At 43.8% G+C, this 12,715-nt stretch carries 10 protein-coding genes; 7 read left to right on the forward strand and 3 right to left on the reverse strand.

Annotated features, from left to right (window positions below; genetic code table 11):
- Positions 1-9: 9 nt before the first annotated feature.
- The 3 genes from gatB to gatC are packed head-to-tail and all read right to left on the reverse strand — an operon-like array spanning position 10 to position 3,217.
- Complete coding sequence (gene gatB / locus ACHUFM_RS05440; protein ID WP_394180311.1) at positions 10-1,455, reverse strand: Asp-tRNA(Asn)/Glu-tRNA(Gln) amidotransferase subunit GatB; 1,446 nt, start codon at positions 1,453-1,455, stop codon at positions 10-12.
- Positions 1,456-1,457: 2 nt separating this feature from the next.
- Positions 1,458-2,918, reverse strand: a complete 1,461-nt coding sequence (gatA, locus tag ACHUFM_RS05445; protein ID WP_394180313.1) for an Asp-tRNA(Asn)/Glu-tRNA(Gln) amidotransferase subunit GatA — start codon at positions 2,916-2,918, stop codon at positions 1,458-1,460.
- 11 nt (positions 2,919-2,929) lie between these two features.
- Positions 2,930-3,217 carry an Asp-tRNA(Asn)/Glu-tRNA(Gln) amidotransferase subunit GatC gene (gatC, locus tag ACHUFM_RS05450; RefSeq protein ID WP_394180315.1) on the reverse strand — a complete coding sequence of 96 codons (288 nt, stop codon included), beginning with the start codon at positions 3,215-3,217 and terminating at the stop codon, positions 2,930-2,932.
- 236 nt (positions 3,218-3,453) lie between these two features.
- Between gatC and ACHUFM_RS05455 the strand changes: the two genes are divergently transcribed.
- The 7 genes from ACHUFM_RS05455 to ACHUFM_RS05485 all read left to right on the forward strand — a co-directional run bounded on the left by ACHUFM_RS05455 (position 3,454) and on the right by ACHUFM_RS05485 (position 12,602).
- Positions 3,454-4,497 (forward strand): rod shape-determining protein, encoded by a 1,044-nt coding sequence (locus ACHUFM_RS05455; protein ID WP_063333319.1) that lies wholly within the window; start codon positions 3,454-3,456, stop codon positions 4,495-4,497.
- Between the two features lie 67 nt (positions 4,498-4,564).
- On the forward strand, positions 4,565-5,347 hold the full coding sequence (mreC, locus tag ACHUFM_RS05460; protein WP_245931965.1) for a rod shape-determining protein MreC: 783 nt from the start codon (positions 4,565-4,567) through the stop codon (positions 5,345-5,347).
- Positions 5,347-5,820: a rod shape-determining protein MreD gene (gene mreD / locus ACHUFM_RS05465; protein ID WP_063333318.1), complete on the forward strand. Its 474-nt coding sequence runs from the start codon at positions 5,347-5,349 to the stop codon at positions 5,818-5,820. Before mreC ends, mreD begins: the two co-directional genes overlap by 1 nt.
- Before the next feature lie 18 nt (positions 5,821-5,838).
- Entirely contained in the window at positions 5,839-6,453 is a 615-nt protein-coding gene (locus ACHUFM_RS05470; protein ID WP_394180318.1) for a Maf family protein, read from the forward strand.
- Positions 6,446-7,900, forward strand: a complete 1,455-nt coding sequence (gene rng, locus ACHUFM_RS05475; RefSeq protein WP_394180320.1) for a ribonuclease G — start codon at positions 6,446-6,448, stop codon at positions 7,898-7,900. Before ACHUFM_RS05470 ends, rng begins: the two co-directional genes overlap by 8 nt.
- A 17-nt stretch (positions 7,901-7,917) precedes the next feature.
- Positions 7,918-11,769 carry a YhdP family protein gene (locus ACHUFM_RS05480; protein ID WP_394180322.1) on the forward strand — a complete coding sequence of 1,284 codons (3,852 nt, stop codon included), beginning with the start codon at positions 7,918-7,920 and terminating at the stop codon, positions 11,767-11,769.
- A complete protein-coding gene (locus tag ACHUFM_RS05485; RefSeq protein ID WP_394180324.1) occupies positions 11,769-12,602 on the forward strand; it encodes a carbon-nitrogen hydrolase family protein in 834 nt (277 codons plus the stop codon). The genes ACHUFM_RS05480 and ACHUFM_RS05485 overlap by 1 nt, the downstream gene beginning before the upstream one ends.
- Positions 12,603-12,715 lie beyond the last annotated feature (113 nt).

The following is a 12,715-nucleotide window of genomic DNA, read 5'->3' on the forward strand; positions in this document are numbered from 1 at the left end:
GGTGAGATGTTACCCTTTCAGCATTTTAGCCAAGATAGGGTTGACGATCCCTGGGTTGGCTTTGCCTTGCGAAGCTTTCATGACTTGACCAACAAAGAAGCCAATCATTTTCTTCTGTTTGTCTTCATCTGCAGCACGATATTGCTCCACCTGAGCTTGGTTGGCATCCAGGATGGTTTGGATCATGCTTTCAATGGCGCCTGTATCGGTGACTTGTTTTAGACCTTTGGCGTCAATGATTTGATCTGCAGAGCCTTCGCCTAGCCACATCGCCTGAAAGACATCTTTAGCTGTTTTGCCATTGATTGTATTGTCTTTAATGCGAATCAATAGTTCGCCAAATGCTTCCGCCGAAACAGTGGATTGTGTGATATCAAGTTGCTCTTGATTAAGAGTTTTGCTGAGTTCACCCATGACCCAGTTGGCCGTTAGTTTCGCATCTTTGACTTGGCTATTAGCCGTTTCGAAATAATCGGCCATAGCGCGTGAGGAGGACAGAACATTGGCATCGTACTCACTCAATTTGTATTCACTTTGGAAGCGAGCCGCTTTTTGAGAGGGTAACTCTGGTAATGTTTGTCGAATTTCTTCAACGTAGTCTTCTGTTAGCTCAATCGGTAGCAAATCTGGACAAGGGAAGTAACGGTAGTCGTTAGCATCTTCTTTTGAGCGCATGCTACGAGTTTCATTTTTTTCAGGATCGTACAGACGTGTTTCCTGAACGATCTTGCCGCCATCTTCTAGGATGTCTGATTGGCGCTCGATCTCAGTGTAGATGGCTTTTTCGATAAAGCGGAAAGAGTTTACGTTCTTGATTTCCGTTCGAGTACCATACTCTTCTTGGCCTTTAGGGCGCAGGGATAAGTTGATGTCACAACGCATTGAACCTTCTGCCATGTTGCCATCGCAAATGCCCAAATAAGTGACGATAGAGTGAATCATTTTGACATAAGCCACGGCTTCTTTAGCGGAGCGAATGTCTGGTTCAGACACAATTTCCAGCAGTGGTGTGCTGGAGCGGTTCAAGTCGATCCCTGTCATGCCATGAAAATCTTCGTGCAACGACTTGCCCGCATCCTCTTCCAAGTGGGCACGAGTGATGCCAATGCGTGATGTGGTGCCGTCATCAAGGGTAACATCTAGGTAGCCTTTGCCTACGATGGGGTGGTCCATTTGGCTGGTCTGGTAACCTTTAGGAAGGTCTGGATAAAAGTAATTTTTACGAGCGAAAACAGACGTCATGCCAATTTCTGCATTTATCGCGTGACCAAACATAACCGCCATACGTAGAGCTTCTTTGTTAAACACGGGCAGTGCGCCAGGCATGCCGAGATCAACTAGCGTGGTTTGAGTGTTGGGTTCTGCACCAAAACCCACGGCAGCACCAGAAAACAGTTTTGATTTGGTTGAGAGCTGGGTATGAATCTCAAGACCAATAACAACTTCCCAATTCATCTTTATGCTCCTTTTGCCATGTCAGGTGTTTGTCGATGCCAGTCGGTGTTCTGCTGGTATTGATGGGCTACATTTAACAGCTTGGCTTCTGCAAAATAGTTGCCCATGATTTGTAAGCCAACAGGCATGTTGTTTGAGAAACCTGCCGGAATAGACATGGCAGGAATGCCAGCTAGGTTGACTGACAAGGTGTAGATGTCTTCTAAGTACATGGCAACCGGGTCGTTCGTTTTGCTGCCAAGGCCAAAGGCGGTTGTTGGTGCAACAGGGCCCATGATGACATCAACTTCCTGTAGAGCATTGGTGAAGTCTTGTTTGATTAGGCGACGAATCTTTTGTGCTTTTAAATAGTAAGCATCGTAATAGCCCTCAGACAAAGCATAGGTACCAACCATGATGCGCTTCTGAACTTCTTGACCAAAGCCTTCTGCTCTTGAGCGCATGTACATATCAAGCAAATCTTTCGGGTCTTCACAGCGGTGGCCGAAACGGACGCCGTCAAAACGTGAAAGGTTGGAAGAGGCTTCAGATGGTGCAATCACATAGTAAGATGGAATGCTCAAATTAAGATTTGGTAGAGAAATCACTTTGACTTTTGCACCAAGTTTTTCGAACTCTTTCACAGCGGCCATGATGACATCTGCCACGCCAGCATCTAATCCGTCACCAAAATATTCTTTTGGTAGGCCAATTTTTAAGCCAGTTAGCGGGGTATTCAAGTTGCTTAGATAATCATCGTTTGGCGTTTCAGATGAGGTTGAGTCTTTATCATCAAATCCGGCCATGGCTTGCATAAGGTGTGCGCAATCTTCCGCGCTTTTAGCCATTGGGCCTGCTTGGTCGAGGCTAGAAGCGTAAGCAATCATGCCGAAACGAGATACACGACCGTAAGTTGGTTTCAAACCTGTGATGCCACAGAATGACGCCGGTTGGCGAATGGACCCGCCAGTGTCAGTGCCTGTTGCTGCAATGGTTAAGCCCGCAGCTACGGCTGCAGCAGAGCCACCAGAAGAGCCGCCAGGAACCGTGTCTAGGTTCCAAGGGTTTTTAACCGCACCGTAATGGCTGTTTTCATTTGAAGAGCCCATGGCAAATTCGTCCATGTTAGTTTTACCCAGCATGACTGCGCCAGCATTCTGTAATCGGCTAGTAACCGTTGACTCGTAAGGCGGAATGAAGTTGTTAAGCATTTTTGAGCCGCAGGTTGTTAGCGTGCCAGCGGTACAAAATAAGTCTTTATGAGCAATCGGGATGCCGGTAAGTAAGCTGGCATCGCCGTTTTGAATTTGCGTGTCCGCATGAGCGGCTTGTTTTAGAGCAACGTTTTCACTGAGTGTGATGTAGCTATTAAGCTGAGGATCAAGCTTAGTGATTCGGTCTAAAAAGTAGCGTGTTAATTCAACGCTGGAAATGTCTTTATTGCGCAACTGTGCGGCTAACGTCGAGATGCTTTGGTCAAACATGCTTGTCTCTCTTAATCAATCACTTTAGGTACAAGGAATAAGCCCGCTTCGGTTTGCGGTGCATTCGCTAAGAAATCGTCACGGCGATTGTCTTCTGTTACCACGTCGTCACGTAAACGCTGCGTCATTTCAAGGGGGTTGGACAAGGGTTCGATACCATCTGTATTGACAGATTGCATCTGTTCAACAAGAGATAAAACGCTGGAAAGTGATTGCTGATATTGTTCGGCATCTGCCTCCGTTAAGGCAAGGCGAGCCAAGTGTGCAATTTTCTGCACGTCTTGTTTGTCTATGGACATGTTCCACCTGATTCTTTCGATTGTCGTAAATGCCTCGATTGTATCCTTTAGTTGCATGCCTATAAAGCTAACTCAGTGAAAAACCGAGTTTTATTTGAAAACACGGGCCAATAAACCTGTTTTAGATTGATTCATCAGAAGATTTTTATTATTTAACGGGAATTGCTTGCCCATTGGTCGAGTGATTGTTACATTTTGTAGCTGTTCGTATCGTATTTATTAGGGTGTAATAATTCATGTTTAAGAAAATCAGGGGAATGTTTTCAAGCGATTTGTCTATTGACCTAGGAACGGCAAATACCCTTATTTACGTTCGTGATCGCGGAATTGTTCTGGATGAGCCTTCTGTGGTTGCTATTCGTCATAACGGAAACCAAAAGACAGTTGCTTCTGTGGGAACGGATGCTAAGCGCATGTTAGGTCGTACGCCTGGTAACATTACTGCGATTCGACCAATGAAAGATGGTGTCATTGCAGATTTCCATGTAACAGAAAAAATGTTGCAGTACTTTATTTCGAAAGTACATGAAAATAGTTTTTTGAAACCAAGCCCACGTGTATTGGTTTGTGTACCTTGTAAATCTACTCAAGTAGAGCGACGTGCTATTAAAGAATCCGCGTTGGGTGCTGGTGCTCGTGAAGTGTATATTATTGAAGAGCCAATGGCTGCAGCGATTGGTGCTGGTCTTCCTGTTGCAGAAGCATCAGGTTCTATGGTGATTGACATCGGTGGTGGTACCACTGAAATCGCCATTATTTCTCTAAACGGTATCGTAACATCGGAATCTATTCGTGTTGGTGGTGACCGCTTTGATGAGGCGATTACAACTTATGTACGTCGTCAGTATGGTAGCCTGATTGGTGACGCTACGGCTGAGCGTATCAAGAAAGAAATCGGTATGGCTTATGCAACTGGAGAAGAGTTGCAAATTGATGTTCGTGGTCGAAATCTTGCAGAAGGTATTCCTCGTTCATTTGTTCTAAACAGCAATGAAATTTTGGAAGCACTACAGGAGCCATTGGCGCAAATCGTTCAAGCCGTGAAAGGTGTGTTAGAGCAATCTCCACCAGAATTGGCTGCTGATATTGGCGAAACGGGTTTGGTACTAACTGGTGGTGGTGCTTTGCTTCGCGAGCTTGATCGTTTGATCAGTGAAGAAACAGGTTTGCCTGTGATTATTGCAGATGATCCATTGACTTGTGTTGCCCGCGGTGGCGGCATGGCGATGGAATTAATGGATAAGCATGCCTCTGAACTATTTACTGCTGATAACGAGTAAAGGTTAGGAGCTTCACATTAATAATTCGCTTCTTTTTGGCGGTAAGATATCAAGCGCTCGATTTGTGGTGCTTGTTATCTTGTCTATTGTCATGATCGTTGCTGATGTCCGCTATGCTGTATTTTCTCAAGTTAGGCCGTATTTGAGCCTGATTGTGACGCCGATACAGGAGGTGGTAAACGCGCCAAAGAAAATTTTTTACTGGGCTGGCGAGCATCTAGAAAGTCGTGAAGGTTTGGTAAAAGAGAATCAGGCGTTATTGTCTGAGATTTTGGTGTTGCGCAGTAAGCAACAGCGACTTGAGTCATTACAAGCTGAAAACGTGCGTTTGCGTGAATTGCTTGATGCTTCGCAACGGGTTGATGAAAAGATTGTCATGGCTGAGGTAATTGGTTTCGATCAGAATGCCTACAGCCATCGAATTATGATTGATAAAGGCTTTTCGTCTGGGGCTTATGTTGGTCAACCCGTGTTGGACGCCACTGGTGTGCTGGGGCAAGTCATTGAAACCGCCGCCTACAGTAGTCGCGTGCTACTGATTGCGGATGCCAGTCATTTTGTTCCAGTCCAGCTTGCCCGAACCGGTTTTCGCGGTATTCTCAAGGGAACAGGAGACTTGAAACGCATGGAGCTGTTAAGTGTCCCCCGTTCAATCGATATTAAAAAAGGCGATGTATTAACTACGTCCGGTTTGGATAAACGCTTTCCTCGTGGTTACCCTGTCGGTGTCGTAAAAAGCGTCAAATTATTGTCTGGTCAATCCTATGCTAGTGTTGACGTTGTTCCTTTGGCTCAGTTAGGCCGAAGTAGACATGTCATGTTAATTGAAAAATCTGGGGCAGGGCGATAATGAAACCATTAGTAGTCTTTATGATTACCTTGTTGACCGCCTTGATGTTAGAGGCGATTCCATTCCCTGAAGAGTTTTTATGGTTTCGTCCTGAATGGGCGCTGTTGGTGATTCTATATTGGGTAATCGCCTTACCTTTCCGCGTTGGTGTTGGCTTAGCTTGGGTGCTGGGCTTAATGGTGGACTTGCTGCAAGGTGGTATTATTGGTCAGCACTCATTGACTTATGTCATTATTTCTTATACTTGCGCTCTGTTTTATCAAAGATTGAGAATGTATCACCGTTGGCAGCAGGGGGTTTTTGTTGCTGTTTTGGTGAGTGTAAACCAACTGGTCGATTTTTGGATTGATCATTATTTGGGCTATGCTGAGCCTACTTTATTAATTTTTATGCCTGCTGTAGTTACCGGTCTGTTATGGCCTTGGTCTTTTATTATTTTACGCAGTGTACGGCGCATTTATTCGATTAGATAATTTAAATAGGACATTTTTATGCTTGTATTGGCCTCGGCCTCCCCCAGAAGAAAAGAGCTGTTAAGTCTCTTAGTGAGAGAGTTTGAGGTCCTGCCAGCAGACATAGACGAAACACCACTGGGTCAGGAAATAGCACAAGATTATGTGCTAAGAATGGCGGAAGAAAAAGCCATTGCAGCTGCCGCTACATTCCCCTCTGTTTTCCATGCTTCGATTCCATCCTCTGTTATTTTTGTGGCTTCAGACACCAGTGTAGTGGTCGATCATCACATTTTAGGTAAGCCTGCTAATCTTGATGATGCAAAGCAAATGCTGCGTATGTTATCTGGACGAAGTCATCAAGTTATGACGTCTTTGTGCCTCATGGATTTATCGGGCGAGCATAAAGTGTCGACCTGTGTAAATACAGAGGTGACCTTTCGAGCTATTTCGGACCTTGAGATCGAACAATACTGGCGTAGTGGTGAGCCGCAAGATAAAGCTGGATCTTATGCAATTCAAGGGCATGGCTCTGTGTTTGTTGAGTCGATGTGTGGTTCTTATTCGGCAGTTGTTGGCTTGCCCTTGTTTGAATGTGCACAGCTATTGTCACAGTTTGGAATTCATTCTTTAGAGGAGATGTCTCATGAGTGAAGACGTGCTCATTAATGTCACTCCCATGGAAGTTCGAGTTGCCCTTGTTGAAAATGGGGTATTGCAAGAAGTTTACATTGAGCGTTCTAGTCGTAAGGGTATTGTTGGTAATATTTATCAGGGTAAAGTGGTTCGAGTTTTACCTGGAATGCAGGCGGCTTTTGTTGATATCGGTTTAGAGCGAGCTGCGTTTATCCATGTTTCGGAAGTGGCTGATCGAGACGCGGTGAACCCGAGTGATCAAATAGGTGACTACCTTCGTGAAGGTCAACCATTAGTTGTGCAGGTCACAAAAGACCCGATTAGCAGTAAAGGGGCGCGCTTAACCACTCATCTTTCTATCCCTTCTCGCTATTTAGTTTACATGCCAGATCAATCGCACGTTGGAGTAAGTCAACGGATTGAAGATGAGCAAGAGCGTGATCGCCTTAAGCAATTAGTCTCTGAAGCTTTGACCGATGCGGATGAAAATAGTGGTTATATTTTACGGACGGCGGCTGAAAGGGCTGGAGAAGAAGAGATACTAGCGGATATTAAGTTTCTTACGCGCCTCTGGCAATCGGTAAAACGCCGTATGAAAAACGCTAAAGCACCGTCTGTTATTTATGAAGATTTGCCGTTACATCTTCGTACTATGCGAGACCTAGTTAGTTTAACAACTGAAAAAATACGCATAGATTCTAAAGAGAATTATGCGAAATTACGCTCATTTGCGGATGATTTTATCCCAGAATTGGTTGGACGAATTGAGTATTATCCTGGCGAACGTCCCATTTTTGACTTATACAGTGTTGAAGATGAAATCCACAAAGCCTTAGATCGAAAAGTCCAGCTTAAGTCTGGTGGTTACTTATTGGTTGAGCAAACTGAATCTATGACCACCATTGATGTGAATACTGGTGCATTTGTTGGTAGTCGAAATCTTGAAGAAACCATTTATAAGACAAATCTCGAAGCCGCGACGGCCATTGGTCGTCAATTACGGCTTAGAAACCTTGGTGGCATCATCATTATCGACTTCATTGATATGGAAGACGAAGAGCATAAGCGCCAAGTGTTACGTATGCTTGAAAAGGTACTAGATACCGATCACGCGAAGACGAAGATTACAGGTGTCTCTGAGCTTGGCTTAGTCGAGATGACGCGTAAGCGAACTCGTGAAAGCCTTGGTCAGACTTTGTGTGAACCTTGTCGCGCCTGTCGAGGCAGTGGTTTGGTGAAAACACCAGAAACGGTTTGCTACGAAGTATTTCGTGAAATTCTACGGGCTGATCGTGCTTATGACTCACAAACTTATACTGTCTTGGCATCCACTTCTGTGGTAGAACGATTTTTAGACGAAGAAAGTGCGGCTGTAGCCGAATTAGAAGCGTTCATTGGTAAAACTATTCGCTTTCAGGTTGACTCTGTTTATACGCAAGATCAATATGATGTTGTGCTTCGCTAATTGAATGGCTTTTTAACATGAGTTGGATATTCCGCAAGCTAACCCTGTTTTGTTTTTGGGGGCTTGTTACATTTTCCATCATACTGGCTGTGTTTGCGTCCAGTGTTGGTTATTTGTTGCCGTATTTGGACAATTATCGTCCTCAGATCGAACGCAACCTGACGCAAATAACGGGCTATCCTGTCAGTTTAGGTCCGGTGGATGGTACGTTAGAGGGTGTCGATCCGATTTTTTCGGTGTCTGACTTTCGACTGACGGCAAATGGCACGCCAGCGATTGATATCGATGAAGTGCGAGTACGCATTGATACCATCCATTCATTGCTTACGTTGCAGCCTCAGTTCACCTATATTCGCTTTGTTAACCCCGTCATTTCCTTGCAGGAGACGGATGGACAATGGCGTTTAAATGGCGCTGAGGCAAAACAACAAGTCAATGATGAGATTGGTCTAGAAAGGGTATTAGGCTATTTATCCGCTCAGAAAAATTTTTCCATTCAAGAAGCTCGTTTACAATTGCACAGTGAGCGCCTAGGTTTCCATCGCATTGCCTTTCCTGAAATTTATCTTTTTCAAAAACAATTTGAGTCACTGTTAACCTCGACATTTTATTTGGACGATGGCAAAGAGCCTTTTCAAGTCAATGCAAGGATCGAAGAGCCATTAGGTTTTTTAGGGCATTACCGAGTAAATGCTGAGATAACAATGCCTGTGGTTGATTTGCCGGTTTCGGCGCTGCTGTCAGATAAGATTCCAGCGCTCAAAACGGCTCGTTTCGGTGGTAATATTTGGTTGAATGCTTTGGTTGGCAAAGAAATCTCCGCTCAATTAGCGTCAACGAAGTTGCAGTTAGGTTTTCAAAATGGTGAGGAGTACCGTGTGTCTGCAGCGGCCAATTTGCAGCTTAAATTGGACAAGCCGAGTGTTAAGTTAGAGGTCCAAGATCTTACGTTTGCTGATACGGATGGGATCTCTTATGCGGCTAGCACTTTAGCACTTAATTGGTCTGACTTAACCCGTCGAGCCACTTTATCTTTCGATCAACTCAATCTTGAGTTGATGACTGGACTGGCAAGACAAGTATTACCAGACGAGACTCGAGCGTATAAAATTTTGTCGGGGTTGGCACCACGAGGTACTGCTAAAAACGGGCGTTTAACGCTAGATTTTAATAATGATGAACCTCATTTTGAGTTGGTAACCAATTTAGCATCGGCTTCTGTTGAAGGGCATAATGGCATACCGAGAGCCAATAATATTGATGCCGTTTTTGGCTTATCGGATACCAGTGGTTACATCGACTTCATTGGTCATGATAGTCAATTGGCGTTTGATGAACTTTATGATGATGCTTGGTTAACTCAGTCTGTATCGGGTTATGTTCGCTGGCAAAAGCAACAAGATATTTATTTGGTTGCCGGGCAAGATTTAATGATTGAGCGAAATGGGGCGAATGTTCAAGGTGGCTTTCGCCTAGAGGTTCGTCAGGACCTGCCTGACTGGATTGCACTGGATTTACATGGTAATAACCTTCCAGTGATCGATCGTTTGACTTATGTGCCACCCAATGTGCTTAATAAAGACCTTAATCAATGGTTAGAAGAATCTTTTGCAAATGCTGGTCAAGTAGACAGTTTTGATCTGCTAATACACAGTAATTTGTCGGATAACTATGATTCCCATGTTCGACTCCAGATGGACGTGAGTGATTTATCCTTAACCTTTGATAAAAATTGGCCGACCGCAAGTAAGGTGAATGGTCATTTTGAGTTGGATAAATCCGGCGTTCTTGTTCAAGTTGATTCCGCTATGATGCAAAGTTTGCCAGTCTCAAACCTAGCTATTTCCGTCCCCGTTGTGAATGGTAAAGCGGATTGGTTAAACATTAAGGGTGAGATGCGGGAAGAGTCGCAAAATGTGCTTTCTATGTTGTCTGCAAGCCCGTTGGCCGACTCTGTGTTGAAACCTTTTGAGAATTGGCAATTGGCGGGTGATATAAATGGACGATTCGATATTTCGATTCCATTTAATGAACAGCTTACGCCTAACGTCGATTTACAGGTGGACTTTGCTCAGAATCCATTAAACATTGGGGATATCGGTTTGAGTCTCGATATTGAAAAAGGTCAACTCAAATACAATTCAGAAAACGGTTTATTAGGCTCTGAATTTGACGTTGTTTTATTTGGTGGTCAGTCTCATTTAACCTTATCTTCAGCTCAAACGGAGCAAGGTATCTCGGTCTCAGGTAACTTCTCTGGTGAGGTTCAGCCTCGGCTAATTGCTCGATGGCACAAATTTCCAGAGGCTTTTATTAATCAGATATCTGGTTCCACTCGCTATCTCGGCAAGTTAGCCGTCAATCAATCACAAGATGGCCAGGTGGATCTTAATATTAAAAGTAATTTGCAGGGGGTGGAAATTTCATTACCTGCGCCAGTCGGAAAAGCGGCCGTAGACAGTAAATCATTGGACCTTAAGTTAATGCAGCATGAGAAAGATTTGGTTGTTGATGTTGATTATGATGGTCTTTCTCAGGGGCGTTTCTTAGTTCAGGGCAGCGAATTTACGGGAGGAGAGCTACTATTAAGCACAACTAAAACGATGTCTTTCGCCAAAAACATCCCTAATGGTTTAGTTATTCGAGGTGAGATGGAGAGCCTGTCTGTTTCCGCTTGGCAGGATATGATGTTTGGCTTACACAAAGAGTTAGAGGCGTCTAGAAAACAAGAACCTGGACCTCCACCTTGGCTTTCAAGCATTGATTTAATCATTGATCAGCTTGATGTCAACGAAAACAATCAATGGAATAATCTTAAAATTCGTTACGACGTATCACAAAATCAAGCATTGTTGGTAAATTCTGACGAAGTCAATTTCAGCTTACGAGATATTAATGGTAAACCAGATTTGCATTTCGGTTTCCTCAGTTGGCGTTTTGCAAAAGAAGATACGCTTCAGACTAATGGTTACGATTTGCATACTAAGCGTGATCTTGATGTGAATAAAATGAATCAGGCACCGCTTGCGGCAAAGGATATACCGAGTATGACTTTATCTGTGGATGAGTTGTATTTAAACGAAAAACCCTATGGTGATTGGCAATTAAAAATCTCTCAACAAGGTGACGTCTTGAGGCTTGACCCTATATCAACCAAGCTGAAAACAGGGGATTTTAATGCTAGTTTGTTCTGGCAGGATTCTGGTCCGAGTTCGAGCGTTGAATTTATTATTAATTCGAAAGGTAAGAATCTGGCAGAGTTGACCGGTAAGTTCTCAAATGATGCTTTTGTGTCATCGGATTCGTTTGACATTAATGTGGCTTTAAATTGGCATGGTCATCCATTCCATTTTGACCGAGAGTCGGTAACGGGTCGCATTGAATTCTTAGCCGAAGATGGCAATTTCAGTCAGGTGGATGAGTTACCCGCTTTCTTGAAAGCATTGGGTATTTTTAATGTTGGTGCATTGAGTCGACGTTTGACTCTGGATTTTTCTGATATTTATGAGCCAGGTTTAACTTATGATGAGTTCAAAGGCGAGATGATATTGAAGGATGGTGTATTAACCACCAAAAAGCCGATTTCCATTATTTCTCCAACGGCAGAATTGTATTTGTCCGGTACGGCTAATATTGTGGATGAAACGCTGGATGAAACCTTGACGGCCACTTTCCCAATATCTGGCACCTTGCCTTTAGCGGGTTTGATTTGGGGGACACCGCAATTAGCCGGTTTGTTGTTTATTACTGATAAGCTTATTGGTGATCAAATTTCAAAAGTAACCAGTGTTCAATATAAGGTGAAAGGTTCGTTTAGTGAGCCAGAAATGACACCAGTTCGCTATAAGCCAAAAGAAAGGAAAAATTAATGGAAAGCTTATCTGTCGCCGCCATTCAATTGACCAGTAGTAATACGTGGCATGAAAATCTTTTAGAAGTAAAACGTCTTGTTTCCGCAGCTGCCAAAGACGGCGCGCGTCTGGTAGTGTTGCCAGAAAATGTCTTTTTGTTTGATGGAAAAGGCATGCGACGTCTTGCCGAATCTGATGTTCAGCAACAAATACTGACAGAGGTGTCTGAGCTGGCCAAAGCGTTGAATATTTATTTGGTGATCGGCTCGCATCCATCCATTCAAACGGAGTCGGGTCAATCTGTACCTTCTGGACGAGTTCGTCAAACCTTGTGGGTGATTGGGCCAGATGGAGATTTACTAGAACGATACGATAAAATTCATTTGTTTGATGTTACAGTCGACGATAAGGCGGGTTCTTATTTGGAATCTGAGGTGATTGAACCGGGCGATTTATTACCAAAAGTAGTGGACGTTGATGGTTTTAAAGTTGGCTTAAGTATTTGTTATGATCTGCGTTTTCCCGAGCTATATCGTCAGCTATCAGAGCAGGGGGCGGAACTGGTATTAGTACCTGCGGCATTTACTTATGTTACTGGTAAAGCTCACTGGGCAACTTTATTAGCGGCTCGCGCGATAGAAAATCAGTGCTATGTGTTAGGGGTGAATCAATGTGGTTGGCATAACGAGAAACGTCAAACATATGGTCATAGTTGTATATATTCCCCTTTCGGAGAGAAGCAGTTATCTTTGTCTGAAGAACCTGGTTATTTTGTACAACAAATTCACAAATCGGATTTAGTGAAATGCCGAGATAAAATGCCTTGTTTATCTCATCGGCGTTTGGCATGACGATTGCGTAAAAAAGCCCGTTTTGATTGCATCAAATGAACTGACCCCATAAAGTTGGACTCTGTTCTAAGCGGCTTTCAAGGCCTGATTCCGATACGCTATCGGACTCAGGC

The organism is Marinomonas posidonica (assembly GCF_043643765.1).
Taxonomy (GTDB): domain Bacteria; phylum Pseudomonadota; class Gammaproteobacteria; order Pseudomonadales; family Marinomonadaceae; genus Marinomonas; species Marinomonas posidonica_A.

Bases quoted from the DNA above. Each gene is read 5' to 3' on its own strand.
- gatB (WP_394180311.1), bottom strand. From the start codon at position 1,455: ATGAATTGGGAAGTTGTTATTGGTCTTGAGATTCATACCCAGCTCTCA.
- gatA (WP_394180313.1), bottom strand. From the start codon at position 2,918: ATGTTTGACCAAAGCATCTCGACGTTAGCCGCACAGTTGCGCAATAAA.
- gatC (WP_394180315.1), bottom strand. From the start codon at position 3,217: ATGTCCATAGACAAACAAGACGTGCAGAAAATTGCACACTTGGCTCGC.
- ACHUFM_RS05455 (WP_063333319.1), top strand. From the start codon at position 3,454: ATGTTTAAGAAAATCAGGGGAATGTTTTCAAGCGATTTGTCTATTGAC.
- mreD (WP_063333318.1), top strand. From the start codon at position 5,347: ATGAAACCATTAGTAGTCTTTATGATTACCTTGTTGACCGCCTTGATG.
- ACHUFM_RS05470 (WP_394180318.1), top strand. From the start codon at position 5,839: ATGCTTGTATTGGCCTCGGCCTCCCCCAGAAGAAAAGAGCTGTTAAGT.
- rng (WP_394180320.1), top strand. From the start codon at position 6,446: ATGAGTGAAGACGTGCTCATTAATGTCACTCCCATGGAAGTTCGAGTT.
- ACHUFM_RS05480 (WP_394180322.1), top strand. From the start codon at position 7,918: ATGAGTTGGATATTCCGCAAGCTAACCCTGTTTTGTTTTTGGGGGCTT.
- ACHUFM_RS05485 (WP_394180324.1), top strand. From the start codon at position 11,769: ATGGAAAGCTTATCTGTCGCCGCCATTCAATTGACCAGTAGTAATACG.